This is a genomic window from Endozoicomonas sp. ONNA1 (assembly GCF_024606325.1).
GTDB lineage: Bacteria > Pseudomonadota > Gammaproteobacteria > Pseudomonadales > Endozoicomonadaceae > Endozoicomonas_A.
In genome coordinates this window covers 1-1,946 of sequence record NZ_JAHHPN010000400.1, presented here as the reverse complement: position 1 = coordinate 1,946, position 1,946 = coordinate 1, and the positions used below count along the sequence as shown (strand labels likewise).

Annotated in this window: 1 protein-coding gene and 2 pseudogenes; all 3 read left to right on the top strand. The window is 50.2% G+C overall.

The window, feature by feature from the left end:
- Positions 1–345, top strand: a pseudogene (locus KDK19_RS09160) (F0F1 ATP synthase subunit alpha); the annotation flags it as partial.
- A 56-nt stretch (positions 346–401) separates the two neighbouring features.
- Complete coding sequence (gene atpG, locus KDK19_RS09155; protein WP_257291791.1) at positions 402–1,262, top strand: F0F1 ATP synthase subunit gamma; 861 nt, start codon at positions 402–404, stop codon at positions 1,260–1,262.
- A gap of 42 nt (positions 1,263–1,304) precedes the next feature.
- A pseudogene (locus KDK19_RS09150) lies at positions 1,305–1,946 on the top strand (F0F1 ATP synthase subunit beta); the annotation flags it as partial.

Sequence of the window (1,946 nt, the reverse complement as noted above, 5' to 3'; positions counted from 1 at the left end):
TATCGAGAACTGCAGGCATTTGCTCAGTTTGCTTCTGACCTCGATGAAGCGACCCGTAAGCAGCTTGAGCACGGTCAGCGTGTTACTGAACTGATGAAGCAGAAACAGTATGCGCCAATGTCTGTTGCTGACATGGGTGTTGTCATCTATGCCGCTGAAAAAGGCTACCTGGAAGGCGTTGAGTTAAATAAGATCCTGGACTTTGAAGCTGCCCTGCTGAGCTTTGTAAACTCTGAATTCGGTGAGCTGATGGCTCGCATCAATGAATCTGGGGATTACAACGGTGAAATTGAAGAGGGTATCAAAGCGGCTATTGAGAAGTTCAAGGCCACCCAGTCCTGGTAACAGGCTCATGGCTGACGGCTGCCTTGGTAGCCGTTAAAGGTAGCTGAGGAAACACAATGGCAGGCGCAAAAGAGATCCGGACGCAGATATCGTCCATAAAAGGTACGCAGAAGATCACCAGCGCTATGGAAATGGTGGCGGCGAGTAAGATGCGGAAAGCTCAGGAGCGGAGAGAAACCAGCCGCCCTTATGCTGAACGTATCCGTCATGTCGTCGGGCATGTTGCTCATGCCAATGCCGAGTACAAGCACACCTTCATGACAGAACGTGAGGTGAAGCGTGTTGGTTTTATCATCATTTCCACAGATCGGGGCCTCTGTGGAGGTCTGAACATCAACCTGTTCAAGAAAACCATTGAGAGTATGTCTCAGTGGAAAGATCAGGGTGCTGAAATAGATCTTTGCCTGGTCGGCAGCAAGGCAGTTGGATTTTTCCGTAGTTACGGCGGTAACGTCGTGGCAGCCACAACACACATTGGTGACTCACCCAACATTGCTGATCTGATCGGTGGTGTAAAGGTGATGCTGGACAAGTACGAAAACGGCGAAATCGACCGCTTGTATGTTGTTCACAACCGCTTCGTCAACACCATGACCCAGTCTCCCGAGGTACTGCAGTTATTGCCTCTGGTTCCAGATGAAGATGAGTCGCTGAAAAGACACTGGGATTATCTTTATGAACCTGATGCCAAACAGTTGCTGGATGGACTGTTGGTCAGGTATATCGAATCCCAGGTATTCCAGGCAGTAGTTGAAAATAACGCCTGTGAGCAGGCCGCTCGAATGATTGCAATGAAGAACGCAACCGATAACGCCGGCAATCTGATCGATGAGCTTCAGTTGGTATACAACAAGGCTCGTCAGGCTGCAATCACACAGGAACTGTCCGAAATCGTCAGTGGCGCTGCAGCGGTTTAAATAGGGCGGCTGTATAAAAGATTAAAGGGTAGAGGAAAGGCTATGAGTAGTGGTCGTATCTTACAAATCATCGGCGCCGTCGTTGACGTCGAATTCCCCAGGGAAAGTGTTCCCAAAGTCTACGATGCTCTGAACGTCGAAGACAAAGATCTGGTACTGGAAGTTCAGCAACAGCTGGGTGACGGTATTGTTCGTACTATCGCCATGGGTTCCACCGAAGGTGTATCCCGTGGTCTGACAGTGACTAGCACTGGTGAGCCGATTCAGGTGCCTGTAGGTACCAAGACTCTGGGTCGTATCATGGACGTTCTGGGTAACCCTATTGATGAAAAGGGACCTATTGGCGAAGAAGAGCGTGCGTCCATCCACCGCAAACCACCCAGCTACGCTGAGCAGTCCGCTTCTAACGAATTGCTGGAAACCGGCATCAAAGTTATCGATCTGGTCTGCCCTTTTGCGAAAGGTGGTAAGGTCGGTCTGTTCGGTGGTGCCGGTGTTGGTAAAACCGTAAACATGATGGAGTTGATCCGTAACATTGCGATCGAGCACTCCGGTTTCTCTGTTTTCGCGGGTGTCGGTGAACGGACTCGTGAGGGCAACGACTTCTATCATGAGATGACCGATTCCAACGTAATCGACAAGGTATCTCTGGTTTACGGTCAGATGAATGAGCCACCGGGAAAC